Consider the following 22,056-nt stretch of genomic DNA (forward strand, 5'->3'; position numbering starts at 1 on the left):
CTCCATTCGCCGACCTCGTGCTTCCGGACCTGCCGCCATGCCGCCCAAACGCTTCTGGACCGAACTGACCTGGCCCGATTTCGCCGATGGCGACACGGAGAACTGGATCGCCGTGCTTCCCGTCGCGGCGGTCGAGCAGCACGGGCCGCATCTGCCGGTCGGCGTGGATGCCTTCATCGGCGAGGGCTATCTGAAGGAAGTCGCCCGGCTGCTGCCCGACGACGTCCCGGCCGTCTTCCTGCCGTTGCAGGCGATCGGCAAGTCCAACGAGCACATCCATTTCCCCGGCACGCTGACGCTCTCCGCCGAGACGGTGATCCGCGCCTGGACGGAGATCGGCGAAAGCGTGCGCCGCGCGGGGGTGCGCAAGATCGTCCTCGTCAACTCGCATGGCGGCAACGTGCCGATCCTCGACGTGGTGGCGCGCGACCTGCGCGCCCGGCTCGGCATGCTGGCGGTGACGGTATCCTGGCATCGCTTCGGCTATCCGGAGGGGCTGTTCACGCCGCAGGAGCGCCAGCACGGCATCCATGCCGGCGGCATCGAGACCTCGCTGATGATGGCTTTCCGCCCCGACATGGTGCGGACCGGCGAAGTGCGGGACTTCCCGCCGGTGACGCTCGCCATGGAGCAGGAATTCGCCTTCCTGCGCGCCGGCACGCCGGCCGGCTTCGGCTGGATGGCGCAGGATATCCAGCCCGCCGGCGCCATGGGCAATGCCACCGAGGCCAGCCTCGAGAAGGGCGAGACCTGCGCGCTCTACGGCGCGCGCGCCTTCGTGGAGCTGCTGGCGGACGTGCATCGCTTCGATCTCGCCCGTCTGCCGGCGGGGCCGCTGGGCGGGAGCGCGCTGTGATGGAGGGCTCCATCGCCGCGGAGGCCTTCCATGACCGAACGCTCAGCCTCGACGAGGCCCGCGCCTATGCCGCCCGCGTGCTGGAGCGTTTCGGCACGGCGCCGGAGAACGCCCGCCTCACCGCCGCCGCGCTCGTGCGCGCCGAGGCGGACGGGCTCGGCACGCACGGGCTGACGCGGCTGCCGAGCTATGGCGCGATGGCGGCGGCCGGCAAGATCGACGGCCACGCCGTGCCGAGGACGATGCGGGTCGCGCCTTCCGTGCTGGCGGTCGATGCGGGCAACGGCTTCGCCTATCCGGCCATCGAGCTCGGCCTGCCGGCACTCGCCGCGCTGACGCGCGAGACCGGCATGGGGCTGATGGCGATCCGCCGCTCCAGCCATTTCGGCGTCGCCGGCCAGCCGGTGGAGACGCTGGCGGAGGCGGGGCTGGTGGGGCTGGCCTTCTCCAACGCCTCCGCCTCCATCGCCCCGTGGGGCGGGCGCCGGGCCGTGTTCGGCACCAACCCCATCGCCTTCGCCACGCCGCTGAAGGGGCGCGCGCCGGCGGTGGTGGACCTGTCGGTCGCCAAGGTGGCGCGCGGCAACCTGCTCGCCGCCGTGCAGCGGGGCGAGGCGACGATCCCCGAGGGCTGGGCGCTCGATACGCAGGGCAACCCGACCACCGACGCCAAGGCGGGGCTCGCCGGCACGATGGTGCCGATGGGCGAGGCCAAGGGCACCGCGCTCGCCTTCGTCATCGAGGTGATGGCGGCGGCGCTGACGGCCTCCACCTTCTCCTTCGACGCGCCCAGCTTCTTCGACGGCAAGGGGCCGCCGGCCGCCGTCGGCCATGTGGTCATCGCCATCGACCCCGCGCGCATCGCGGGCGACGCCTATCTCGACCATCTCGAGCGGCTGGCGCTCGCCATCGAGGGCGAGCCGGGCGCGCGGCTGCCGGGCACGCGGCGCCTCGCCAATCGCGCGCGTGCGGCGCGGGAGGGCGTGACGCTCGGCGCGGCGCTGCAGCGGGCGCTGGCCGGCATGGGCTTCGCGGGCTGAAACGCAAAAGGCCCGGGAGCGACCCGGGCCTTTCCATGAACCGTGGCTGCGGCTCACATCACTTCTTGGCGGCTTCGATCGCCTTGACGATGAGCTCGCGGGCGCGCTGCGGGCCTTCCCAGTCGGCCACCGAGACCTTCTTGCCCTTCTCCAGATCCTTGTAGTGGGTGAAGAAGTGGGCCACCTGCTCGACGACGAGCGGCGGCAGGTCAGCATAGCTCATGACCTTCGAGTGGTAGGGATAGACCGAGTCCGCCGGCACGGCGAGGACCTTCTCGTCGCCGCCCTTCTCGTCGGTCATCATCAGCACGCCGATCGGGCGGGCGGCGATCACGGAGCCGGCGAGCAGCGGGATCGGCGAGATGACGACGACGTCGAGCGGGTCGCCGTCGTCGCCGAGCGTCTGCGGGATGAAGCCGTAATTGCCCGGGTAGAACATCGGCGTGTGCAGGAAGCGATCGACGAACAGCGCGCCGGATTCCTTGTCGATCTCGTACTTCACCGGCGCGCCGCCGGCCGGGATCTCGATGATGACGTGAATCTCGTCAGGCGGATTCGGGCCGATCGAAATGCGCGAAATATCCATGAATGGGCTCCAACGGGCTCCGGATCGAACAGGCTGGCCCGCGCCGGCGGGCAAGGCGCCTTCTCATAAGGCGTGGCGGGCGTGGCGTCGAGACGCAAGAACCCCATCAATTCGACGAGGCGGTTTCAGGCCGGAGCGCGGGGTGGCGGAGAGGCGGTCGCGCGAGGCTTGATACAGTGTATCTTTCGGCTGGACGGAGCGACATGATATACTGTATCAACTTCTCCCAACGGAGATTTCCATGCCTGCCGCGTCCCCCCGCCTGCACGTCCACGAGCCTCACGCCCCTTCGCATGACCATGCCGCGCACGATCACGCCCCGCACGATCACGGGCATGCCCATCATTCGCATGCGGCGGGAGAGCGGCATCCGGCGGCGCGGCCGGGTTTTTCGCTGCTGCGCCTGTCGGTCTGGCAGCGGCTCGCCATCGCCCTGCCGCTGGCGGCGCTTCTCTGGGCGGCGGCGCTCGCCGTGATCGGGGCGGGCGCGTGATGGGAAACGTTCTCTCCTTCCGCGACCTGACGCTGGGCTATGACCGGCACCCGGCGGTGCACCATCTCGACGGCGATGTGCCGGATGGCGCGCTGCTCGCCATTTGCGGGCCGAACGGGGCCGGCAAGTCGACGCTGCTCAAGGGGATCGCCGGGGTGCTTTCCCCCCTCGCGGGGCGCATCGAGGGAAAGCTGCCGGACCACGCCGTCGCCTATCTGCCGCAGGCGGCGGAGGTCGACCGTTCCTTTCCCATCGATGTCTATGATCTCGTGGCCATGGGGCTCTGGCGCCGTTCCGGCCTGTTCGGCGGCATCGGCCGTGCCGACCGGCGGCTCATCGAGGAAGCCATCGCCGCGGTGGGGCTGGAAGGTTTCGAGGCGCGCCCCGTCGGCACGCTTTCCGGCGGGCAGATGCAGCGCACCCTGTTCGCGCGGCTGCTCCTCCAGGACGCAAGGCTGATCCTGCTCGACGAGCCCTTCACCGCGCTCGATGCCGGCACGGTGTCCGATCTCGTGGCGCTGATCGAGCGCTGGAACGGGGAGGGGCGGACCGTCATCGCCGTGCTGCATGATCTCGAACTGGTGCGGGTGCATTTCCCGCAGACGCTGCTGCTCGCGCGCACCCCGGTCGCCTGGGGCGAGACCCGCGAGGTGCTGACCACGCACAATCTCGCCGAGGCGCGCCGCATGTGCGAGGCATGGGACGAGGACGCGCCGGCCTGCGCGCCGGATATGCCCTCGCACGGCATGAGGGTGGCGTGATGTACGATCTTCTCATCGGGCCGTTCGCCGAATTCGACTTCATGCGCCGCGCGCTTGTCGGCGTGCTGGCGCTCGGCGTCGGCGCCGGGCCGGTCGGCGTCCTGATGATGCTGCGCCGCATGAGCCTCGCCGGCGACGCGATGGCGCACGCCATCCTGCCGGGAGCGGCGGTCGGCTTCCTCGCGGCCGGGCTGAACCTTTTCGCCATGACGGTCGGCGGTCTCGTCGCCGGCTTCGCGGTGGCGCTGGGCGCCGGCGCGGTGGCGCGGGCCACGCAGATGAAGGAGGACGCGGCGCTCGCCGCCTTCTACCTGATCTCGCTGGCGCTCGGCGTGCTGCTGGTCTCGCTGCGCGGCTCCAACGTCGATCTGCTGCATGTGCTGTTCGGCACGGTGCTGGCCCTCGACGACGCCACGCTGCTGCTGATCGTCTCCATTTCCACCCTGACGCTGGCGGTGCTGGCGCTGCTCTGGCGGCCGCTGGTGCTGGAGAGCGTCGATCCCGGCTTCCTGCGCTCGGTCAGCCGGGCGGGGGCGCCCTCGCACCTCGTCTTCCTGGCGCTGGTGGTGACGAACCTCGTCGGTGGCTTCCATGCGCTGGGCACGCTGCTCGCCGTGGGCATGATGATGCTGCCGGCCGCCGCCGCGCGCTTCTGGACGCGCGAGCTGACGGCGCTGGTCGGCGTGTCGGTGCTCGTCGCCTGCGTCTCCGGCGTCGTCGGCCTGCTGGTCTCCTACCATTCCGGCGTGCCTTCGGGCCCCGCCATCATCCTTGTCGCCGGCGGCGCCTACGCGCTGTCGGTGCTGTTCGGGCCGGTCGGCGGGCTGCTGCTCCGCCTGATGCCGCGCCGTCATCTCGAAGCCTGAGGAGTAAGCCCATGCTGACCCGTCGCCCCTGGCTCGCCGCCGCGTTTGCGCTCGGCCTTGCCGCGCCTGCCGCCGCGCAGGACGCCACGCCCGCCGCCGCGACCCAGATTCCCGTCGTCGCCTCGTTCTCGATCCTCGGGGATTTCGTGAAGGAGGTCGGCGGCGATCGCGTCGCGGTGACGACGCTGGTCGGCCCCAATGGCGATGCGCACGTCTTCCAGCCGGCGCCGGCCGACGCCAAGAAGGTGGCGGGCGCCAAGGTGGTGTTCGTCAACGGGCTCGGCTTCGAGGGCTGGATCGACCGGCTCGTGAAAGCCTCCGGCACCAAGGCGGACGTGGTCGTCGCGACCAAGGGCATCGAGCCCCGCGAAATGGCCGAGGAGGAAGACGGCCACGAGGCCGCCCATGACCACGACAAGGCGCACGACCACGATCACGACAAGCATGCCGAGGGGAAGGCGCAGGACCACGATCATGCCCACGATCACGCCCATGACCATGGCGGCATCGATCCTCATGCGTGGCAGTCGGTCGGCAATGCGAAGCGTTACGTCGCCAATGTCCGCGACGCGCTGATCGCCGCCGACCCGGCGGGCCAGGCGACCTATGAGGCGAATGCGGCCGCCTACACGGCCAAGCTCGAGGCGCTCGATGCCGAGGTGAAGGCGGCGGTGGCGAAGATTCCCGCCGACAAGCGCCGCATCATCACCTCGCACGACGCCTTCGGCTATTTCGGCGCGGCCTATGGCATCGAGTTCGTCGCCCCGCAGGGCGTCTCGACCGAGGCGGAGGCCTCCGCCAAGGACGTTGCCCGGATCATTCGTCAGATCAAGACGGAAAAGATTCCGGCGGTGTTCGTCGAGAACATTTCCGACCCGCGCCTCGTCAAGCGCATCTCGGAAGAGACCGGCGCGAAGATCGGCGGCGAGCTCTATTCCGACGCGCTGTCCGATGACAAAGGCCCGGCGAGCACCTACATCGACATGATGAACAACAACGTCCGTGAGCTGTCCTCGGCCCTGTCGAGCTGAGTTCGCGGTTCACCACACCGTCATGGCCGGGTTCGTCCCGGCCATCCACGACTTCCCGCCGCAAGGCGTGGATGCCCGGGCCAGGCCCGGGCATGACGTTCTGAAAGATCGAGGTCGACAATGTCCGACGTGCAGCCCAACAAGATCCCCGTCACCGTGCTGACCGGCTATCTCGGCGCCGGAAAGACGACGCTGCTCAACCGCATCCTCTCCGAGCCGCACGGCAAGAAATTCGCCGTCGTCGTCAACGAGTTCGGCGAGATCGGCATCGACAACGACCTCGTGGTGGGCGCCGACGAGGAAGTGTTCGAGATGAACAACGGTTGCATCTGCTGCACCGTGCGCGGCGACCTCATCCGCATCATTGACGGCCTGCTGCGCCGCAAGAACGACTTCGACGGTATCATCGTCGAGACCACGGGCCTCGCCGACCCGGCGCCGGTCGCCCAGACCTTCTTCGTCGACGAGACCGTCGGTGCCAAGACCACGCTCGACGCGGTGGTGACGGTGGCCGACGCCAAATGGCTGAAGGACCGGCTGAAGGACGCGCCGGAGGCCAAGAACCAGATCGCCTTCGCCGACGTCATCCTGCTCAACAAGACCGATCTGGTCTCGGAGACCGAGCTGAAGGACGTCGAGATGCGCATCCGCGCCATCAACCCCTTCGCCCGCATCCACCGCACGCAGAAGTCCGACATCGCCATCGACAAGGTGCTGGGGCAGGGGGCGTTCGACCTCGACCGCATCCAGGCGATCGACCCGGATTTCCTCGAGGGCGGGCACAAGCACTTCCACGACGAGGACATGCAGTCCTACTCGTTCTCGTCCGACAAGCCGCTCGATCCCGACCGGTTCTTCCCGTGGATCCAGGAACTGACCCAGCGCGAGGGGCCGAACATCCTGCGCTCCAAGGGCATTCTGGCCTTCAAGGACGACCCGGACCGTTTCGTGTTCCAGGGCGTGCACATGATCCTCGACGGCGACCACCAGCGCCCCTGGCGCGACGACGAGGCGAAGACGAGCCGCATCGTCTTCATCGGCCGCAAGCTCGATCCCAAGGCGCTGGAGGCGGGCTTCCTCTCCTGCGTGGCCTAGCAGGGGCCGGTCAGCGGCGGATTTGAACGTGGGGCCGAAGAAACGTTGCCCAGCCCGGCAACGATTCTTCGGCCTCTTTTCCTCCGGGCGGGTCGTCGGGGGGCACCCCCGACCTTCGGGTTGCGTGACGCCGGGCGCGAATTGGGCTAACCCGACACCGTCTCCCAGAAAGCCGGTAAGCCCATGGCCGCCCTGTCTTCCGCTCCCTCCTCGCTCACTTCGAAACTGCGTCCGGTCGATCTCGGCGGCGGCGTTGCCGGCGTGCGCTTTCTCGGCACCACGGCGGCCTTCGCGCTCACCGAGCGCGAGGTGGTGCTCGTCGGCGCCGAGCAAAAGCGGGTCGCGGCGCACAGGGGCGCGATCCTCTCCGTTTCCGGCGACGCGAAGCGGCTGCTGACCGGCGGCGACGACGGCCGGGTGGCGGCGACGCTCGCGGACGGCACCAGCGAGACGCTGTTCGAGCAGAAGGGCCGCTGGATCGACCAGGTCGCGGCCGGGTCGGACGGGGCGGTCGCCTTCTCCGCCGGCAAGACGGCCTATTTCCAGCCGGCCAGGGGCGAAGCCAAGTCGCTGGACCTGCCCTCGACGGTCGGCGGGCTCGCCTTCGCGCCGAAGGGCACGCGGCTTGCCGTCGCCCATTATGGCGGGACCACGCTGTGGTTCCCCAATGCCGTGGCCAAGCCCGAGCTGCTGGAGTGGAAGGGCTCGCATCGCGGCGTGCTCTGGCACCCGGAAGGGCGCTTCGTGGTCACGACGATGCAGGAGGCGGCGCTGCATGGCTGGCGCCTGCCCGACGGCGCGCATATGCGCATGTCCGGCTATCCCTCGCGGGTGCGCTCCATGGCCTTCACCGCCGGCGGGCGCTATCTCGCGACCTCCGGTTCCGGCGAGGCGATCCTCTGGCCGTTCGCCTCCAAGGAAGGACCGATGGGCAAGCAGCCGACCATGCTGGCCCCGCGCGACGTGCGGGTCTCGGCGGTGGCGGCGCATCCCAAGGAGGAGGTGATCGCCTGCGGCTATGAGGACGGCCTGGTGCTGATGGTGCGCATCTCGGATGCGGCGGAGATTCTCCTGCGCGCGCCGGACGGGCAGCCGGTCAGCGCCATGGCGTGGCGGGCCGACGGCGGTGCGCTCGCCATCGGCACCGAGGGCGAGACGGGCGGCCTGCTCGAGCTGTGACGGCATGGTGACGCGGTTTGCGCTATTGCGGCGCAGCAGGGTCGGATAGGCTTACCACGTCCGTTCAGCCGAGGATCGCCAGACATGAAGATCGAGGACGTCCGCCGCACCGCCTATTCCATGCCGCTGACCAATCCCTCCTACCCGAAGGGGCCGTATCGCTTCTTCAACCGCGAGTTCTTCGTCATCACCTACCGCACCGATCCGGCGGCGCTGGCAAAGGTGGTGCCCGAGCCGCTGAAGGTGGTGGAGCCCATCGTCAAGTATGAGTTCATCCGCATGCCGGATTCGACCGGCTTCGGGGACTACACCGAGACGGGGCAGGTGATCCCGGTCGAGCTGAACGGCGTGAAGGGCGGCTACGTCCACTCCATGTATCTCGACGACGAGGCTCCCACCGCCGGGGGGCGCGAGCTGTGGGGCTTCCCCAAGAAGATCGCCAAGCCCAGCCTGCGCGTGGAGAGCGACACGCTGGTCGGCACGCTGCATTACGGCAGCGTGCTCTGCACCTCCGCCACCATGGGCTACAAATATCAAGAGCTCGACCTGGAGGCGCTGCACAAGTCGCTGCTGGCGCCGAACTGGATGCTCAAGATCATCCCCCATGTCGATGGCTCGGCGCGGGTACTGGAACTGGTCGAGTACTATCTCGAGAATCTCGTGGTGAAGGAGGCCTGGACCGGTCCGGCCGCGCTCGGCCTGTTCCCGCACGCGCTGGCCGACGTGGCCAAGCTGCCGGTGCTGGAGGTACTTTCGGCGGCGCATTTCCGCACCGACCTGACCCTCGGCCTCGGCAAGGTGGTCTTCGACTATCTGAAGGACTGAGGCCCTCCTTGCCGGCCTCGAACCGAGGACGTGGATGGCCGGGCCAAAACCCGGCCATGACGGTGGCGCTGTGAGGGGTGCCGCTATCCCAGCGTCAGCCGCTCGCTCGCCATGAAGCCGAGCAGCAGCGCGAGGCCGAAGGCGACGAGGGCCAGCGCGGCGAGGAATTCCACGCCGCGCAGCACCACCGCCCCGGCCGAGCCCGGCCGGTTGGCGGCGAGCCGTACCGCCGCATGCTTGGCGAAGACCGCGAGCGCGGCGATGGCGCTCACGGTGAGCGCGGTGCCGACACCCATCAGCAGGGTCGAGGCGGCGCCGACCCAGAAAATGCCCTGCGCCAGCGCGAAGACCAGCACGAGGATCGCGCCGGAGCAGGGCCGCAGCCCCACCGACAGCACCGCCCCCCACCATTCGCGCCAGCCCGAGCCTTTGGGCAGCGCCTCGGGTCCGGGCATGTGGGCGTGATCGTCGCCGCAGCCGCAATCCGCGCCGTGCACATGCGCCGGCACGCCGCGCCAGGCGGCGGCCAGCGCGCGGCCCTTGGTCCAGGCGAGGCGCAGGCCGATCAGCACGATCAGCCCATAGGCGGCAATCTCGATAATGGAGACGGCCCGGCTCATCGAGGCGGCGGTGGTGCCGAGCAGCACCGCGAACACGCCGGCGACGAGGATGGCGGTGAGCGACTGCGCCAGCGCGCTGGCGAAGGCGAGGCCGATGCCGCGCCTGAGCGTCGCCTCGTTGGCGAGCAGGTAGGAGGAGATCACCGCCTTGCCATGGCCGGGACCGGCGGCGTGGAAGATGCCATAGGCGAAAGAGATGCCGCCCAGCAGGAAGAGAGCGTTGCCGTCTTCCTTCGAGGCGCGCACCGCGGCGGTGAGCAGCCGGTAGAATTCCGCCTGCTTGGCGAGGATGAAGCCGGCGATGCCGTCCATTTGGCCGCCCATTTGGCCGCCGCCCGAATCCGGCGCGGGCGGGGCGCCGACGCCGAAGGGGCTCTGGGCGAGGGCGGGATGCAGGCTGAGCCAGCCGGCCGCGACGGCCAGCAGCGCCAGAAGCAGGCGGTGCTTCACGAGCACGTCACCGTGACGCGGTTGGCGAATTGCGAGCCGAACTCGCTCGCGGAGGTGAGCGCGTTGAAGAAGCTCTCCGAGAGCGTCGCCGAGCTGGTGCCGACGGCCGGGTCCGGCCGGTGCAGGGCGAGCGCGCAGCCCGCCGCATCGCCGGCGAGCGTGACCGGATCCTTGTCGGCGAGCTGGAAGGAAACGAAATAGGTCGGGTCGTAGACGTCGAGCGTCAGTGCTCCCGCCTTCACCGGCGGCTCGGCGAAGGGCAGGGTGAAGTGCAGGGTGAGCTGCGTGCCGTCATAGCTGAGGGAATAATCCTTCGGCTGGAGGAACTTCACGTCCTGCTTGTTCCGCTTGGCGTAGGTGAAGAAATCGAACTCGTGCAGGGATTCGATGTTCACCTGGGCGAGTTCCTTCAGCGTCTTGTCGCTGGGCTTGCCGTCCGGCGTGGTCTCCAGCCCCTGCAGCGCATAGGTCGAGAACGCTTCGTCGAACTTCCAGTGATGGCGCACGCCGGCGAGCTTGCCGTCGGGCGTGTAGTCGAGCTCGGAGTGCACCTCCACCCACACATGCGGATGGGCGAGCGCCGGCCCGATGAGCGCGCCGAGCGCGAGGATGGTCGCCAGAAGTCGCCGGATCACGGTGGGCCTTCTCCGAAGCAGCCGCGTTGGTCGATTGGTGGCTGCCGAGTTCGGCGGAATGGTGACGGCGACCGCCAGAAACGGCAACGGCCGCCCGGAGGCGGCCGCATCAATTCCTGCCGAGAAGAGAAAGCGTGGATGCCCGGGACAAGCCCGGGCATGACGCTGTTCCCGCTCACGCCGCCTTCCGGGACACTGCTTGCTTCCGTCCCCGAAGTCGGCTCACGCCGCCTTCTGGGACACTGCCTGCTTCTTGTCCCCGAAATCGGCTCACGCCGCCTTCTGGGATACTGCCTGCTTCTTGTCCCCGAAGTCGGCTTACGCCGCCTTCTGGGACTTGGGCTGGAGCAGCTTGCGATTGACCAGCACTTCGGCGATCTGCACCGCGTTGAGCGCCGCGCCCTTGCGCAAATTGTCCGAGACGCACCAGAAGCTGAGGCCGTTCTCCACCGTCGCGTCCTCGCGGATGCGCGAGATGTAGGTGGCGTCCTCGCCGGCCGCCTCGTAGGGCGTGATGTAGCCACCCGGCTCGCGCTTGTCGACGACGAGCACGCCCGGCGCGTTGCGCAGGACCTCGGTGGCTTCCTCGGCGGTGATCGGATTCTCGAACTCGACGTTCACCGCCTCGGAATGGGAGATGAACACCGGCACGCGCACGGCGGTGCAGGTGAGCTTGATCTTCGGGTCGAGAATCTTCTTGGTCTCGGCCATCACCTTCCATTCTTCCTTCGTGTAGCCGTCTTCCATGAAGACGTCGATGTGAGGAATGACGTTGAAGGCGATGCGCTTGGGGAACTTCTTGGCTTCGACCGGATCGGAGACGAACACCGCGCGGGTCTGGGCGAACAGCTCGTCCATGGCGTCCTTGCCGGCGCCGGAGACGGACTGGTAGGTCGCCACCACGACGCGCTTGATCGTCGCCTTGTCGTGCAGCGGCTTGAGGGCCACGACGAGCTGGGCGGTCGAGCAGTTCGGGTTGGCGATGATGTTCTTCTTGGTGAAGCCCTTCACCGCGTCGGCGTTCACTTCCGGCACGATCAGCGGAACGTCGCTGTCGTAGCGGAAGGCCGAGGAGTTATCGATCACGACGCAGCCCTGCCGGCCGATCTTGGGCGACCATTCCTTGGACACCTCGCCGCCGGCCGACATCAGGCAGATGTCGGTGTCGGAGAAGTCGTAGTTTTCGAGGGCTTTGACCTTGAGCGTCTTGTCGCCGAAAGAGACTTCCGTCCCGACCGAACGGCGGGAGGCAAGCGCAACGACCTCGTCCGCGGGAAAGCCCCGCTCGGAGAGGATGTCGAGCATTTCGCGGCCCACATTGCCCGTGGCACCGACGACGGCGACCTTGTAGCCCATGTCGTTTCTCCTGAAGGCCCTGCCATTCACAGGCTCGGGCGAGCGCGGGCTTTTACGCGATAAGGCGAAGCGAGGCAACGGGCGCCGGACGGAGGGCACCCCGGCGCGCCGCTCAACCCTCGCGACGGGGCAGGCTCTCGATCTCGCCGCCCGCGGCCTTCCACGCACCGAAGCCGCCCTTGAGGTGGCAGACCTTCTCCAGCCCCATGTCCTGCGCGGTCCTGGTGGCGAGCGCCGAGCGCCAGCCGCTGGCGCAGAAGAAAACGAAACGCTTGTCCTGCTGGAAGACCGGCTTGGCGTAGGGGCTTTCCGGGTCGATCCAGAATTCCAGCATGCCGCGCGGGCAGGAAAAGGCGCCGGGGATGGAGCCGTCGCGCTCGCGTTCGCGCGGATCGCGCAGGTCGACGAAGACGGTGTCGTCCCGGCCGCGAAGCGTCGCGGCTTCGGCGACGTCGATGGCGGCGATCTCGGCCTCCGCTTCGGCCAGGAGCTGCTTGTAGCCCTTCTTCATCGGCTCACTCCGCCGCGTCGACGCCCGAAGCCGGACGCCCGACGCCGAACCGCCGCTGCACATAGTCCTCGACGATCTTCTTGAAGTCCTCGCGCAGCGTCGGGCCGCGCAGGGTCATGGCCTTCTTGCCGTCGAGATAGACCGGGGCGGTGGGGAACTCGCCGGTGCCGGGCAGCGAGATGCCGATATCGGCGTGCTTGCTCTCGCCCGGTCCGTTCACGATGCAGCCCATCACCGCGACGTTCAGCGTCTCGACGCCGGGATAGTGCTTCTTCCATTCGGGCATGGAGGTGCGGATGAAGTCCTGCACCTCGAAGGCCAGTTCCTGGAAGGTGGTGGAGGTGGTGCGCCCGCAGCCGGGGCAGGCGGCGACCAGCGGCACGAAGGTGCGCAGGCCCATGGTCTGCAGCATCTCCTGCGCCACCGTCACCTCGCGGGTGCGGTCGCCGCCGGGCTCGGGGGTGAGCGAGACGCGGATGGTGTCGCCGATGCCCTGCTGGAGCAGCACGCCCATGGCGATGGAGGAGGCGACGATGCCCTTCGAGCCCATGCCAGCTTCCGTCAAACCCAGATGCAGCGCGTAGTCGGCGCGGCGGGCGAGCTCGGCATAGACGGTGATCAGGTCCTGCACGGCCGAGACCTTGGCCGAGAGGATGATCTTCTCCTTCGGCAGGCCGATTTCCTCGGCGAGCGCCGCCGAGAGCAGGGCCGAGCGCACCAGCGCCTCGCGGGTGACGGCGCGGGCATCGGCGGGACGCGGCAGGCGGGCGTTCTCGTCCATCAGCGCGGTGAGCAGGTCGCCGTCGAGCGAGCCCCAGTTGGCGCCGATGCGCACCGGCTTGCCGTGCAGAATCGCCTGCTCGACGATGGTGGCGAAGTGACGGTCGCGCTTCTCGCCGAAGCCGACATTGCCGGGATTGATGCGGTACTTGTCGAGCGCGGCCGCGCAGTCCGGGTACTTCGTCAGCAAGAGGTGGCCGTTATAGTGGAAATCGCCGACGATGGGGGTGTCGAGGCCCATCTTGAGCAGGCGTTCCTTGATCTCGGGCACGGCGGCGGCGGATTCGTCGCGGTCCACCGTGATGCGCACCATCTCCGAGCCGGCGCGGGCCAGCGCGGCGATCTGCAGGGCGGTGCCGGCCGCGTCCGCCGTGTCGGTGTTGGTCATCGACTGCACGACGACCGGAGCGCCGCCACCGACGGTGACGCCGCCGACCTTCACCGCGACGGTGAGGCGGCGCGCGGCCGGGCCGGCGGCTTCCAGCTCGGGCGCGACGATGGGGGTGATGGCGTCGGTCGGGCTATTCATGGGCGATCAGATCCGGCGGCGCGCGGCGAAAGCGGAAGCTGCCGCATGCGGGCGGCGAAGGGGGTAAGCCGGCGTCCGGCCGCCGTCAACGGGGGCTCCCCGCACCCTCGATGGCCGGCGCGGCCTCCGCCGCGGCGCGGCAGCGGGCGCAGGTGCCGGCGATCTCGATGACCGGGGTGCGCGGGGTGAAGCCGGCGGCCCGCGTCGCCCAGGCGAGATCGCGGCCGATGGCGTGCGAGGCGACTTCCGAGGTCAGCCCGCAGGCTTCGCAGATCAGGAACACAATGACGTCATCGGTGCCGTGGTCGCGCCCGCAGGCGATGTAGGCGTTGCGGCTCTCGATGCGGTGGGCGAGGCCTTCCGACACCAGGAAATCGAGCGCGCGATAGACGGACATGGGCGGCGGCTTCTCGCCGGAGGCGCCGAGCCGCTCCACCAGATCATAGGCGCCGAGCGGCACGTGACTGTCCGCCAGCCCTTCCAGCACGCGCCGGCGCAGCGGGGTCAGCCGCGCGCCGCGCTCGCCGCACGACGCCTCCGCCCGCGCCAGCGCGTCGGCGACGCAGGCGCTGTGGTCGTGGTCATCGTGAGGGTGGGCGTTCGTCGTCATCGCGCAATCGTACTCCAGCGCTAGGAAACCGAAAACCATGTCTCGCATGTGACGCGGCGTACGGTGCCATGGGAAGGAAAGACCTCTTTGCACCGCACACCGGCGTGCTAGCCTGCGACATGTAGGAATTCCTGCGGCACGGCGCGAGGCCCGGAACGGGCGCGCCGGCCGTCATCTCGTGTGAGGAGCTCTTGAATGCTTAAGGGGAAGAACGCGGTCGTCACCGGCTCGACCAGCGGAATCGGCCTCGCCTATGCGCGTGCGCTGGCCGCCGAGGGCGTGAACGTGACGCTGAACGGCTTCGGCGACGCTGCGGCGATCGAGAAGGAGCGCGTCGGCATCGAGAGCGAGTTCGGCGTCAAGGCGATCTATTCCGGCGCGGACCTCACCAAGGGCTCGGAATGCGCCGCGCTGGTGAAGTTCGCCGAGGATACGCTCGGCTCGGTCGACATCCTCATCAACAATGCCGGCGTCCAGCACGTCTCGCCGATCGAGGAGTTCCCTGATGACAAGTGGGACCTCATCATCGCGCTGAACCTTTCCGCCGCCTTCCACGCCATCAAGGCCGCCGTGCCGGGCATGAAGGCGCGCAAATGGGGCCGCATCATCAACACCGCCTCGGCGCACGCGCTCGTCGCCTCGCCGTTCAAGTCGGCCTATGTCTCGGCCAAGCACGGCATTGCCGGCCTGACCAAGACGGTGGCGCTGGAGACGGCGACCTTCGGCATCACCTGCAACGCCATCTGCCCGGGCTATGTCTGGACGCCGCTGGTCGAGAAGCAGATTCCCGACACCGCCAAGGCGCGCGGCATGACCGAGGAGCAGGTGAAGCGCGACGTGCTGCTCGCCGCCCAGCCGACCAAGGAATTCGTGACGGTGGAGGAAGTGGCGGCGCTTGCCGTGTTCCTCGCGTCGGATGCGGCGCGTTCGATCACCGGCTCGTTGCAGCAGATCGACGGCGGCTGGGTCGCCGAATAGCGTTCCGGAGGTAGAGAGTGGCCCGAAGCCCGAAACCGCCCGGCACCGCAAAGCCGGCCACCGGCGCGCCCCGACGCGGGCGCGCCAAGGCGGCGCAGACTCCCGTTGCGACGCCGTCCCCCGTCGCGAAGGCCGCTGCGACCGAGGCGACGTCTGTCGCAACGCCTGCTCCCAAGCCGGAAGCCGCGGCCAAACCCGCGCCGTCCAAACCGGTGGCTGCCAAACCGGCGGCTGCCGGGCCGAGAGCGGCGCAGCCGAAAGCGCCGGCAAAGGCCGAGGCTGCCAAGCCCGCAGGGTCAAAACCCGCCGCGCAGAGGGTTCCGGGCGCCAAGGACGCCGCGGTCGAAAGTGAGCGGGCCGAGGCAACGGCTCCCACGCCAGTGACCGCCCAACCGGCGGCTGCCAAACCTGCTGCCGCCAAACCTGCCGCCACTAAGCCGGCCGCGCCCAAGCGCGCGGCCGCGAGATCGGCCGCCGCCAAGACGTCAGGTCCCAAGACGTCTGGTCCCAAGCCGGCTGCCAAGGTGGCGGCGGAGGTCCGGAAACTGTCGGCCTCCGACCAGGAAAAGGCGGAAGCGGCGGCCGGAGCGCTCGCCACCCCCGCCGGATCGGGCGAGGTGAAGCGCGAGCCGGGCCCGGCCGAGGAGGCGAAGAAGGCGTCGAAGGCGACCGGCCCGGTCATCAAGCCGATCAACCTCGCGCTTCAGGGCGGCGGCGCGCACGGCGCCTTCACCTGGGGCGTGCTCGACCGGCTGCTGGAGGACGGGCGCATCGCCATCGAGGGCATTTCGGGCACCAGCGCCGGGGCGATGAACGCGGCCGTGCTGGCCACCGGTATCGCGCGCGGCGGCAATGAAGGCGGGCGCGAGGCGCTCAACCGCTACTGGCGCGCGGTGTCCAAGGACGGGCGGACCAGCCCGTTGCAGCGCACGCTGCTCGACCGGCTGATGGGCAACTGGTCGCTCAACACCAATCCGAGCTATATCGCCTTCGACGTGATGAGCCGGTTCCTGTCGCCCTATGACTTCAACCCGCTCAACATCAATCCGCTGATGGACCTCATCGAGGAGCACGTGGATTTCAAGGCGCTGCAGTCCTGCAGCCATGTCCACGTCTTCATCAGCGCCACCAACGTCCACACGGGCAAGGTGCGCGTCTTCGCCAAGCATGAGCTGACGGCGCAGGCGGTGATGGCTTCCGCCTGCCTGCCCTTCATGTTCCAGGCGGTGGAGATCGACGGCGTGCCCTATTGGGACGGCGGCTACATGGGCAACCCGGCCCTGTTCCCCTTCTACAATGCGGTGAAGACCGACGACATCTTGCTCGTCCAGATCAACCCGATCATCCGCCGCGAGACGCCGAAGACGGCGCGCGACATCAACAACCGGATGAACGAGATCACCTTCAACGCCTCGCTGCTGGCGCAGCTGCGCGCGGCCGAGTTCGTCACCCGCCTGCTCAAGCATGGCAGCCTCCAGAAGAAGGGCGGCGACGGCATCGACGGCTATCGCGACCTGCGCATCCACCGGATCGACGGGGCGGAGAAGCTGGTCGCGCTCGACGCCTCCACCAAGATGAACGCGGAATGGGAGTTCCTGCTCTATCTCAACGCCATCGGCCGCGAGGCGGCGGAGAGCTTCCTGGAGAAGCACTTCGACGATATCGGCGTGCGCTCGACGCTCGACGTGCGCGAGGAGCTGAACAGGGGCTGAGGCGCGCGCGCCTCTCGACGCGCCAGCGGCTTTGTGGTGTGACGGCGGGATGAACCCGACCGTCGCATCCGAACCCGCTCTCGACATCGCTTCCCGCGTCCTGCACCGCGACGGGATGATGCTGGTCATCGACAAGCCGGCAGGTCTCGCCGTGCACAAGGGGCCGAAGGGCGGCGAGACGCTGGCCGACCACCTCGACGCCCTGCGCTTCGGCCTGCCGAACGCGCCGGAGCTGGCGCACCGGCTCGACAAGGACACGTCCGGCTGCCTCGTGCTCGGCCGTCACCGCAAGGCGCTGGCCGACCTCGGCAAGGCCTTCGCCGACGGCACGGTGGGCAAGACCTACATGGGGGTGGTGCGCGGCGTGCCGGCCGAGGCGGGCGGGCGCATCGAGCTGAAGCTTTCCAAGCGCTCGCCGACCCGTGGCTGGTGGATGACCGTCGATCCGCGCGGGCAGGAGGCGATCAGCGAGTGGCGCAAGCTCGCCGAGGGCGAGGGCTTTGCCGTGCTGGCGCTCTCTCCGCTGACAGGCCGGACGCACCAGCTGCGCGTGCATCTCGATGCCATCGGCCATCCGATCCTCGGCGACAGCATCTATGGCGGGGCTTCGCGCCTGCCGGGCGGCCCGATACTGCACCTGCATTCGCGCCGCGTCGTGATCCCCCAGCGCAAGGGGCGGGAGCCGGTCGATATACGCGCGCCGCTGCCGGCTCATATGCGGGCGACGCTGGAGCGGGCGGGACTCGACCCGGCGGCGCTGGAAGCGGCGGCGGATGCCGCCGATTTCACACCACGTGCAGGCCGGGCTTGAGGGTGCGGGCGAGCCGCGCGCCGAACTGGCCGCAGCCGATCAGTCCCGGCGTCGCGTGCACGATGATGTGCACCGGCGTGTCGATCAGGCGCGCCTCGAAGGGCGGATGCTCCGCGAAGGCGTCGCGGAAGGGTGAACCGGCGAAGAGAGGCGCCAGCGCCGCCGAGACCCCGCCGGCGAGATAAACCCCGCCGCGTGCATTGGTGATGAGCGCGAGGTCGCCGGCGATGCGGCCGAACAGGCGCAGGAAAACGTTGCAGGTCTCGCGCGCCGCGTCTTCGCCGCGCTTGGCGGCGGTGATGACGTCTTCGGGGCTTTGCGTCGCGCCGGTCAATATGCGGTGGATGCGGGCGAGGCCCGAGCCCGACACGGCATGCTCCACCACAACGGGGCCGAGCTCGCGGACCATATGGCCGAGCAGCAATGCCTCCTCCGCATCGGCGGCACCCAGCCGCACGCGCCCGCCCTCGCCGGTGAGGACGTGGCGGTTGCGGCCCTGCTTCACCAGCATGGCGGTGCCGAAGCCGGTGCCGGGGCCGCAGACGAGGATGGGCGCATCCGGTTCGGCGATGCCGCTACCCACGGCCACGAGATCGTCTGGTCCCAGAGCGGGGACGCCGAGCGCGAGGGCTTCGAAATCGTTCACGGCGGCGAATTTCTGCCAGCCGAAATGCCGGCGCATGTCGCGCTTGGTGAAGGACCAGTCGCGATTCGTCAGCTTGATGATCTCCCCGTCCGCCGGCCCGGCGACCGCCAGCACGGCACCGCCCACCGCCCGGCGCGCGCCATCGCCACGCCGGGTGAGGTCGGCCTCGATCATCTGCTTGAAGCCGGCAAAGTCATCGTTGCGGTGAATCTGGATGTCGCGGGGCACGCCGTCGGTGCCGACGACCGCCAGACGGGAGGAGGTTCCGCCGATATCGGCGATGAGGATGAGATGGGGCATGATCCAGACGCTACGGGGCGAAGCACGGGGCGGGATCGGATAGGAACCAATCTCGCCTGCTTCCACAAGTCCCGGCCGACAATTCGGTTCGATCGGCCATGGCGGCGCGGCGCGGGAGTTGCCTTCGCGGACGTGCGGGCCTAGTGGCATGCGAGATGAAAGATGCTCCGCATTCCTCCCGTCGCCCGAAGGCTCCCGCCCCTGCGCCGGACACGCCGGGCCTCGCCGCCCGCCGCGCCGCGGCCGACGCCGTCGACACCGTGCTGGAGAAGGGGCGGCCGCTGGAGGAAAGCCTCGAACGGCTGACGCGCGATCTCGACGAGCGCGACCGGGCGCTCACCCGCATGATCGCCGCCACCGCGCTGCGCCGGCTCGGCAGCCTGCGGGCGCTGCTGCGCACGCTGCTGGAGCGCGGCGTGCCGGACAAGGCGCGGCGCGTCGAGACGCTGCTCGTCATCGGCGCGGCGCAGATCCTGTTCATGGATGTGCCGGACCATGCGGCGGTGGGCACCAGCGTCGCCCTCGCCGGCGAGAATCCGGGAACGGCCGGCTTCAAGGGGCTGGTGAACGCCGTGCTCAGGCGGATCGCCCGCGAGGGGCGCGCCGTGCTGCCGGACGTGCCGGACCAGCCGACCTGGATGGTCGAGGGCTGGGCGGGGGCTTATGGCGGGGAGGCGGCCGAGGCGATCTCGCGGGCGCTCGCGGCGGAGGCGCCGCTCGACGTCACGGCGAAGGAGGACGCCGCCGGCTGGGCCGAGAAGCTCGGCGGCCGGCTGCTGCCGACCGGGAGCATCCGCCTCGTCGATGCCGGCAACGTCACCGCGCTGCCGGGCTTCGCCGAGGGGGCGTGGTGGGTGCAGGACGCGGCGGCGGCGCTGCCGGCGCGGCTGCTGCACGCCGGGGAGGGGCAGCGCGTCGCGGATCTCTGCGCCGCGCCGGGCGGCAAGACCGCCCAGCTCGCCGTCACCGGCGCCGAGGTGGTGGCGCTCGACCGTTCGGCGCCCCGCCTCAGGCGGCTGCGGCAGAATCTGACGCGCCTGGGCCTTACGGCGGACATCGTCGAGGCGGACGCCACGAACTGGCGCGGCGGTCCGTTCGACGGCGTGCTGATCGACGCTCCCTGCTCGGCGACGGGCACCATCCGCCGCCATCCGGACGTTGCCTGGACCAAGGTGCCGGCGGACATCGCCAGCCTCGCCGATCTGCAGTCGCGCATCCTCGCCCACGCCGCGCGTCTGGTGAAGCCGGGCGGGCGGCTGGTCTATTCCACCTGCTCGCTGGAGCCGGAGGAGGGCGAGCGGCAGGTGGAGGCCTTTCTCGCCCGGCACACCGATTTCGTCCGCGAGCCGGTGACGCCCGGCGAATGCGGCATCGCGCCCGAATGGATCAACGCCGCCGGCGAGGTCCGCACGCTGCCGACTCACCTGCCCGACGCCGATGCGCGCTTTGCCGGCCTCGACGGCTTCTTCGCTGCGCGCCTGCGCCGGAAATGAGCATCCACAAGCGCTCCCGCGCGCGGCTGGACGTGACCGGCGGCTCCGCTAAGCTCCCCGCATGGCGAAGGGTGATTCCCCATCGCGTCGAGAAGAACTGAGGCGCTGATGGCCCGCGAGATCTACGCGGACCGCGCCCGTCTGGCGCTGTTCGCGAGCGAAACCGGCTGGAACAGCCTCGTGGCACGCGCCATGGCGCACCCGTGGTTCCCCTGGCGCACGGCTTCCGTGCCGGTGCCGTCCCGCCTGATGTTCGCCCCGCACGACCTGCGCACCGGCGACCCGGCCCGCGCGGGGGAGCTTTATGCCGGGCGGTTCTCCTTCGCCGGCAAGCTGGTGCTCACCGACGGCTCCTCGCCGTTCGAGATGGAGCCGCCCTCGGCGGAATGGGCGCGCGAGCTCTATTCGTTCGGCTGGCTGCGGCATCTGCAGGCCGCTGCCTCGCCGATCGCGCGGGCGCATGCGCGGGCGCTGGTCGGGGACTGGATCACCATTCGCGGCCACCGCCTGCCGCAGGCCTCCTCGCCGGAGGTCGCGGCGCGGCGGGTGATGAGCTGGCTGAGCCAGTCGCCGCTCATCCTGCAGGACGCCGATCCCGGCTTCCATCGCCGGTTCATCCGCAGCCTCACCGCGCAGGTGCGCTACATCAAGAGCGTCGGGCCCAACGCGCCCGACGGCCGGCCGCGCCTCACCTGCGCGCTGGCGCTCGCCTTCGCCAGCCTGTGCATGGCCGATCAGGCGCGGCTGATGAAGACGGCGCAGAAGCGCCTCGTCGACGAGATCGAGCGGCAGATTCTCGGCGATGGCGGCCATGCCAGCCGCAATCCCGGCATGCTGATCGAGCTGCTGCTCGATCTCTTGCCGCTGCGCCAGTGCTTCAGCGCGCGCCATGTGCCGCCGCCACAGGCGCTGATGAACGCCATCGACCGGATGATGCCGATGCTGCGCTTCTTCCGGCATGTCGACGGCGCGTTCGCGCTGTTCAACGGCATGGGACCGACGCCGGCGGACGCGCTCGCCACGGTGCTCGCCTATGACGATGCGCGCGGCCGCCCGGTCTCCAACGCGCCCTATTCCGGCTACCAGCGCATGGAAGCGGGGGGCACGGTGGTGATCGCCGACACCGGCGCGCCGCCGCCCATTTCCATGAGCCTCGAGGCGCATGCCGGCTGCCTGTCCTTCGAGCTGTCGGCGGGCCGGCACCGCATCGTGGTCAATTGCGGCCTGCCGGCCACGGGCCGCGACGAGTGGCGCTCGGTCGCGCGGCAGACGGCGGCGCATTCCACCGCCGTGGTCGAGGACACCTCGTCCTGCCGCTTTGTGGCCGGCGGGGCGCTGGCGCGGCTGTGCGGAACGCCGGTGCTGGGCGGGCCGACCGACATCCATGTGGATCGCGGCGAGCGCGGCGGGGCCGATGTGCTGCGCGCCAGCCATGACGGCTATGCGGCGCGTTTCGGCATCGTGCACCAGCGCTCCTGGCGCCTGTCGCCGGACGGCATGCGCGTCGACGGCGAGGACCTTTTCCGCGTGGCGCAGGGCGAGGAGTTTCCCGCCGATCAGCCGGGCCGCTACGCCATCCGCTTCCACCTGCACCCTTCCGTGGAGCCGTCGCGGGCGTCGGACGGGCAGACCGTGATCCTCAAGCTGCCGGATGGCGACGACTGGGCGTTCACCGCGCCCGGCAGCACGGTGGTGATCGAGGAGAGCATCTTCCTCGCCGGCGGTGCCGGCCCGCGCCGCACCGAGCAGATCGTCATTTCCGGACAGGCGCGGGACGTGCCGCGGATCGAGTGGACCTTTGTCCGCCTGAAGGCGCTGCGCGACTGATTCCGGCGCCACGGAGCCGCATGCGCAGGCCAGCCTTGCCCCCTGCGGCGGTTCACGCCGGGGCCG

Annotated in this window: 22 protein-coding genes; 14 read left to right on the forward strand and 8 right to left on the reverse strand. The window is 69.6% G+C overall.

The window, feature by feature from the left end; translation table 11 throughout:
- Positions 1–37 precede the first annotated feature (37 nt).
- Together FO470_RS17545 and FO470_RS17550 are read left to right on the forward strand one after the other, a co-directional pair.
- Positions 38–856: a creatininase family protein gene (locus FO470_RS17545; protein WP_144344279.1), complete on the forward strand. Its 819-nt coding sequence runs from the start codon at positions 38–40 to the stop codon at positions 854–856.
- Entirely contained in the window at positions 856–1,896 is a 1,041-nt protein-coding gene (locus tag FO470_RS17550) for an Ldh family oxidoreductase (protein ID WP_144344280.1), read from the forward strand. The genes FO470_RS17545 and FO470_RS17550 overlap by 1 nt, the downstream gene beginning before the upstream one ends.
- Positions 1,897–1,954: 58 nt before the next feature.
- On the opposite strand, the gene ppa is transcribed toward FO470_RS17550, so the two are convergent.
- Positions 1,955–2,482 carry an inorganic diphosphatase gene (gene ppa, locus FO470_RS17555; protein WP_144344281.1) on the reverse strand — a complete coding sequence of 176 codons (528 nt, stop codon included), beginning with the start codon at positions 2,480–2,482 and terminating at the stop codon, positions 1,955–1,957.
- 241 nt (positions 2,483–2,723) lie between these two features.
- On the opposite strand from ppa, the gene FO470_RS17560 reads away from it, so the two are divergent.
- The 7 genes from FO470_RS17560 to FO470_RS17590 all read left to right on the forward strand — a co-directional run bounded on the left by FO470_RS17560 (position 2,724) and on the right by FO470_RS17590 (position 8,732).
- Complete coding sequence (locus tag FO470_RS17560) at positions 2,724–2,975, forward strand: hypothetical protein (RefSeq protein ID WP_144344282.1); 252 nt, start codon at positions 2,724–2,726, stop codon at positions 2,973–2,975.
- Positions 2,975–3,736 carry a zinc ABC transporter ATP-binding protein AztA gene (gene aztA, locus FO470_RS17565; protein WP_144344283.1) on the forward strand — a complete coding sequence of 254 codons (762 nt, stop codon included), beginning with the start codon at positions 2,975–2,977 and terminating at the stop codon, positions 3,734–3,736. The genes FO470_RS17560 and aztA overlap by 1 nt, the downstream gene beginning before the upstream one ends.
- On the forward strand, positions 3,736–4,602 hold the full coding sequence (locus FO470_RS17570; RefSeq protein WP_144344284.1) for a metal ABC transporter permease: 867 nt from the start codon (positions 3,736–3,738) through the stop codon (positions 4,600–4,602). Before aztA ends, FO470_RS17570 begins: the two co-directional genes overlap by 1 nt.
- A gap of 11 nt (positions 4,603–4,613) precedes the next feature.
- The gene (locus FO470_RS17575) at positions 4,614–5,633 is read left to right on the forward strand and encodes a metal ABC transporter substrate-binding protein (protein WP_144344285.1); all 1,020 of its coding nucleotides are present in this window, start codon (positions 4,614–4,616) and stop codon (positions 5,631–5,633) included.
- A 120-nt stretch (positions 5,634–5,753) separates the two neighbouring features.
- Entirely contained in the window at positions 5,754–6,728 is a 975-nt protein-coding gene (locus FO470_RS17580) for a CobW family GTP-binding protein (protein WP_144344286.1), read from the forward strand.
- Positions 6,729–6,911: 183 nt separating this feature from the next.
- The gene (locus tag FO470_RS17585) at positions 6,912–7,907 is read left to right on the forward strand and encodes a WD40 repeat domain-containing protein (RefSeq protein WP_144344287.1); all 996 of its coding nucleotides are present in this window, start codon (positions 6,912–6,914) and stop codon (positions 7,905–7,907) included.
- An 84-nt stretch (positions 7,908–7,991) separates the two neighbouring features.
- The gene (locus FO470_RS17590; RefSeq protein ID WP_144344288.1) at positions 7,992–8,732 is read left to right on the forward strand and encodes an acetoacetate decarboxylase; all 741 of its coding nucleotides are present in this window, start codon (positions 7,992–7,994) and stop codon (positions 8,730–8,732) included.
- Between the two features lie 83 nt (positions 8,733–8,815).
- Here the strand turns inward: FO470_RS17590 and FO470_RS17595 are convergent, their stop codons facing one another.
- The 6 genes from FO470_RS17595 to FO470_RS17620 form a co-directional block, all read right to left on the reverse strand.
- The gene (locus FO470_RS17595) at positions 8,816–9,802 is read right to left on the reverse strand and encodes a nickel/cobalt transporter (protein WP_144344289.1); all 987 of its coding nucleotides are present in this window, start codon (positions 9,800–9,802) and stop codon (positions 8,816–8,818) included.
- Positions 9,799–10,437 carry a DUF1007 family protein gene (locus FO470_RS17600; protein ID WP_244616773.1) on the reverse strand — a complete coding sequence of 213 codons (639 nt, stop codon included), beginning with the start codon at positions 10,435–10,437 and terminating at the stop codon, positions 9,799–9,801. The genes FO470_RS17595 and FO470_RS17600 overlap by 4 nt, the downstream gene beginning before the upstream one ends.
- 318 nt (positions 10,438–10,755) lie before the next feature.
- Positions 10,756–11,793, reverse strand: a complete 1,038-nt coding sequence (locus FO470_RS17605) for an aspartate-semialdehyde dehydrogenase (protein ID WP_144344290.1) — start codon at positions 11,791–11,793, stop codon at positions 10,756–10,758.
- 112 nt (positions 11,794–11,905) lie between these two features.
- A complete protein-coding gene (locus FO470_RS17610; RefSeq protein WP_144344291.1) occupies positions 11,906–12,304 on the reverse strand; it encodes a rhodanese-like domain-containing protein in 399 nt (132 codons plus the stop codon).
- Positions 12,305–12,308: 4 nt separating this feature from the next.
- On the reverse strand, positions 12,309–13,613 hold the full coding sequence (gene ispG, locus FO470_RS17615) for a flavodoxin-dependent (E)-4-hydroxy-3-methylbut-2-enyl-diphosphate synthase (RefSeq protein WP_144344292.1): 1,305 nt from the start codon (positions 13,611–13,613) through the stop codon (positions 12,309–12,311).
- A gap of 85 nt (positions 13,614–13,698) precedes the next feature.
- Positions 13,699–14,223, reverse strand: coding sequence for a Fur family transcriptional regulator (locus FO470_RS17620; RefSeq protein WP_144344293.1), 525 nt, complete (start codon positions 14,221–14,223; stop codon positions 13,699–13,701).
- 195 nt (positions 14,224–14,418) lie between these two features.
- On the opposite strand from FO470_RS17620, the gene FO470_RS17625 reads away from it, so the two are divergent.
- The 3 genes from FO470_RS17625 to FO470_RS17635 all read left to right on the forward strand — a co-directional run bounded on the left by FO470_RS17625 (position 14,419) and on the right by FO470_RS17635 (position 17,724).
- Positions 14,419–15,201: a 3-hydroxybutyrate dehydrogenase gene (locus tag FO470_RS17625; RefSeq protein ID WP_144344294.1), complete on the forward strand. Its 783-nt coding sequence runs from the start codon at positions 14,419–14,421 to the stop codon at positions 15,199–15,201.
- Between the two features lie 524 nt (positions 15,202–15,725).
- Positions 15,726–16,913 carry a patatin-like phospholipase family protein gene (locus FO470_RS17630; RefSeq protein ID WP_244616915.1) on the forward strand — a complete coding sequence of 396 codons (1,188 nt, stop codon included), beginning with the start codon at positions 15,726–15,728 and terminating at the stop codon, positions 16,911–16,913.
- Positions 16,914–16,962: 49 nt separating this feature from the next.
- The gene (locus FO470_RS17635; protein WP_144344295.1) at positions 16,963–17,724 is read left to right on the forward strand and encodes an RluA family pseudouridine synthase; all 762 of its coding nucleotides are present in this window, start codon (positions 16,963–16,965) and stop codon (positions 17,722–17,724) included.
- On the opposite strand, the gene FO470_RS17640 is transcribed toward FO470_RS17635, so the two are convergent.
- Positions 17,699–18,670 carry a glucokinase gene (locus FO470_RS17640; RefSeq protein WP_144344296.1) on the reverse strand — a complete coding sequence of 324 codons (972 nt, stop codon included), beginning with the start codon at positions 18,668–18,670 and terminating at the stop codon, positions 17,699–17,701. The two genes, FO470_RS17635 and FO470_RS17640, sit on opposite strands and share 26 nt — an antisense overlap.
- A 155-nt stretch (positions 18,671–18,825) precedes the next feature.
- Here FO470_RS17640 and rsmB point away from each other — a divergent pair, with 155 nt between their 5' ends.
- Together rsmB and FO470_RS17650 are read left to right on the forward strand one after the other, a co-directional pair.
- Positions 18,826–20,163 carry a 16S rRNA (cytosine(967)-C(5))-methyltransferase RsmB gene (gene rsmB, locus FO470_RS17645; RefSeq protein WP_144344297.1) on the forward strand — a complete coding sequence of 446 codons (1,338 nt, stop codon included), beginning with the start codon at positions 18,826–18,828 and terminating at the stop codon, positions 20,161–20,163.
- A 108-nt stretch (positions 20,164–20,271) separates the two neighbouring features.
- Positions 20,272–21,990, forward strand: a complete 1,719-nt coding sequence (locus tag FO470_RS17650; protein ID WP_144344298.1) for a heparinase II/III family protein — start codon at positions 20,272–20,274, stop codon at positions 21,988–21,990.
- The last annotated feature ends 66 nt before the right edge of the window (positions 21,991–22,056 follow it).

Source organism: Ancylobacter moscoviensis, assembly GCF_007559435.1.
Lineage (GTDB): Bacteria > Pseudomonadota > Alphaproteobacteria > Rhizobiales > Xanthobacteraceae > Ancylobacter > Ancylobacter moscoviensis.

What these genes read in the sequence shown, in the direction of transcription:
- FO470_RS17545 (WP_144344279.1), top strand. Translation starts at nt 38, where the DNA reads ATGCCGCCCAAACGCTTCTGGACCGAACTGACCTGGCCCGATTTCGCC.
- FO470_RS17550 (WP_144344280.1), top strand. Translation starts at nt 856, where the DNA reads ATGGAGGGCTCCATCGCCGCGGAGGCCTTCCATGACCGAACGCTCAGC.
- ppa (WP_144344281.1), bottom strand. Translation starts at nt 2,482, where the DNA reads ATGGATATTTCGCGCATTTCGATCGGCCCGAATCCGCCTGACGAGATT.
- FO470_RS17560 (WP_144344282.1), top strand. Translation starts at nt 2,724, where the DNA reads ATGCCTGCCGCGTCCCCCCGCCTGCACGTCCACGAGCCTCACGCCCCT.
- aztA (WP_144344283.1), top strand. Translation starts at nt 2,975, where the DNA reads ATGGGAAACGTTCTCTCCTTCCGCGACCTGACGCTGGGCTATGACCGG.
- FO470_RS17570 (WP_144344284.1), top strand. Translation starts at nt 3,736, where the DNA reads ATGTACGATCTTCTCATCGGGCCGTTCGCCGAATTCGACTTCATGCGC.
- FO470_RS17575 (WP_144344285.1), top strand. Translation starts at nt 4,614, where the DNA reads ATGCTGACCCGTCGCCCCTGGCTCGCCGCCGCGTTTGCGCTCGGCCTT.
- FO470_RS17580 (WP_144344286.1), top strand. Translation starts at nt 5,754, where the DNA reads ATGTCCGACGTGCAGCCCAACAAGATCCCCGTCACCGTGCTGACCGGC.
- FO470_RS17585 (WP_144344287.1), top strand. Translation starts at nt 6,912, where the DNA reads ATGGCCGCCCTGTCTTCCGCTCCCTCCTCGCTCACTTCGAAACTGCGT.
- FO470_RS17590 (WP_144344288.1), top strand. Translation starts at nt 7,992, where the DNA reads ATGAAGATCGAGGACGTCCGCCGCACCGCCTATTCCATGCCGCTGACC.
- FO470_RS17605 (WP_144344290.1), bottom strand. Translation starts at nt 11,793, where the DNA reads ATGGGCTACAAGGTCGCCGTCGTCGGTGCCACGGGCAATGTGGGCCGC.
- FO470_RS17610 (WP_144344291.1), bottom strand. Translation starts at nt 12,304, where the DNA reads ATGAAGAAGGGCTACAAGCAGCTCCTGGCCGAAGCGGAGGCCGAGATC.
- ispG (WP_144344292.1), bottom strand. Translation starts at nt 13,613, where the DNA reads ATGAATAGCCCGACCGACGCCATCACCCCCATCGTCGCGCCCGAGCTG.
- FO470_RS17620 (WP_144344293.1), bottom strand. Translation starts at nt 14,223, where the DNA reads ATGACGACGAACGCCCACCCTCACGATGACCACGACCACAGCGCCTGC.
- FO470_RS17625 (WP_144344294.1), top strand. Translation starts at nt 14,419, where the DNA reads ATGCTTAAGGGGAAGAACGCGGTCGTCACCGGCTCGACCAGCGGAATC.
- FO470_RS17635 (WP_144344295.1), top strand. Translation starts at nt 16,963, where the DNA reads ATGAACCCGACCGTCGCATCCGAACCCGCTCTCGACATCGCTTCCCGC.
- FO470_RS17640 (WP_144344296.1), bottom strand. Translation starts at nt 18,670, where the DNA reads ATGCCCCATCTCATCCTCATCGCCGATATCGGCGGAACCTCCTCCCGT.
- rsmB (WP_144344297.1), top strand. Translation starts at nt 18,826, where the DNA reads ATGAAAGATGCTCCGCATTCCTCCCGTCGCCCGAAGGCTCCCGCCCCT.
- FO470_RS17650 (WP_144344298.1), top strand. Translation starts at nt 20,272, where the DNA reads ATGGCCCGCGAGATCTACGCGGACCGCGCCCGTCTGGCGCTGTTCGCG.